This is a genomic window from Gudongella sp. DL1XJH-153, assembly GCF_049310905.1.
GTDB lineage: Bacteria > Bacillota > Clostridia > Tissierellales > Tissierellaceae > Gudongella.
The window spans coordinates 1-1248 of sequence record NZ_JBMEMN010000081.1 but is presented as its reverse complement, the minus strand read 5'-3'; the positions used below and the strand labels follow the sequence as shown (position 1 = coordinate 1248).

Annotated in this window: 2 protein-coding genes and 1 pseudogene; all 3 read right to left on the bottom strand. The window is 46.4% G+C overall.

Annotation, left to right across the window (positions count from 1 at the left end; translation table 11 throughout):
• On the bottom strand, window positions 1-776 hold a 776-nt coding region (locus tag ACOEN1_RS13430), incomplete at its 3' end, for a recombinase family protein (protein ID WP_422487399.1).
• Window positions 754-1005 carry a hypothetical protein gene (locus tag ACOEN1_RS13425; RefSeq protein ID WP_422487400.1) on the bottom strand — a complete coding sequence of 84 codons (252 nt, stop codon included), beginning with the start codon at window positions 1003-1005 and terminating at the stop codon, window positions 754-756. The genes ACOEN1_RS13430 and ACOEN1_RS13425, both read right to left, overlap by 23 nt.
• Window positions 1006-1038: 33 nt before the next feature.
• A pseudogene (locus tag ACOEN1_RS13420) lies at window positions 1039-1134 on the bottom strand (hypothetical protein); the annotation flags it as partial.
• Window positions 1135-1248: the final 114 nt, after the last annotated feature.

Below are 1248 nucleotides of genomic sequence, written 5' to 3'. Positions count from 1 at the left end.
TTATATTTTTCATTTGTGAGGATGCGCTTGATGGTGCCTGCGTTCCATTTATCTTTCTTGGCGGGTGATAAAATGCCGTCTGCTGTAAGCTGCTTAGCAATACCGTAAGGCGTCATGCCTTGCAGGAACATGCTGAAGATTCTCTGGATTATAACTGCTTCATTGGGGTTCAAAACAAGGTTGCCATCTTCACCCCGATCGTAACCGAGGAAGTGCCCGAAGGGAACCGTAACCTTCCCGTCTGCGAATCTCTTGCGCTGTCCCCATGTGACGTTCTCTGAAATGCTGCGGCTTTCTTCCTGTGCAAGGGATGACATGATGGTGATTAGAAGTTCACCTTTAGAATCTAAGGTCCAGATATTTTCCTTCTCAAAATAGATCTCGATTCCTTTCTCTTTCAATTGGCGAACGGTGGTGAGGCTGTCTACTGTGTTCCTTGCAAATCGGCTGACTGACTTGGTAACGATGAGGTCAATCTTGCCGCTCAAAGCGTCCTGGATCATGCGCCTAAAGCCTTCACGCTTTTTGGTGTTGGTACCGGATATCCCTTCGTCGGTATAAACCTTCACGAACTCCCAGTCGTCTCGACTCTTAATAAAATTGGTGTAATAATCGACCTGCGCCTCATAGCTTGTGAACTGTTCTTCGCTGTCGGTAGATACGCGAGCGTAGCCAGCTGTGCGGCGTTTTCTTTGCTCATTAATTGGCGTGGAAGAAAACTGCCTGAGTGTAGCAGGTATGGTTTTAACGTTTTTAGTTGTCCTTGTTCTGCTCATGCTTTTTCCTCCATGCCTCTTTCATTTTCTCAGCTTCCCTTTTCTTTCTTTCCTCTGACCAGGCGGGTTGTCTGCGTTTAAACTGCCATTGCTTTATGATCTTACTGCCATCCTTCAGCTGAAAGAGAAGTTCTGTGTTGGAAACCACAGTGATGTAATCAATTTTTTCTTTAAAGATAGCTTCGTCAAACTCTTTAATGGAAAGGACATCGCTAGATATAGTTTTCAATAGGTTCTCTTCCAATCCGCTGTGGCCGCAATCATTGTGAGGCGGACAGCGCCAATGGTGGGCTTTCTGACCACTTACTCGGGGGCTTGTGTTTCTGCGTAGGTTTTGCCCGCACTTACTGCAGTTTATTTTTCCGGTGAAGCAAGTGATGTTTCCAGAGCTTCTTGGGTTCTTTTTACTGTAGGCTGATTTTGCAGCGCGAGCTTCAGGTGTCCACCAATCCTTCCTGGCCGTGGATTTCCA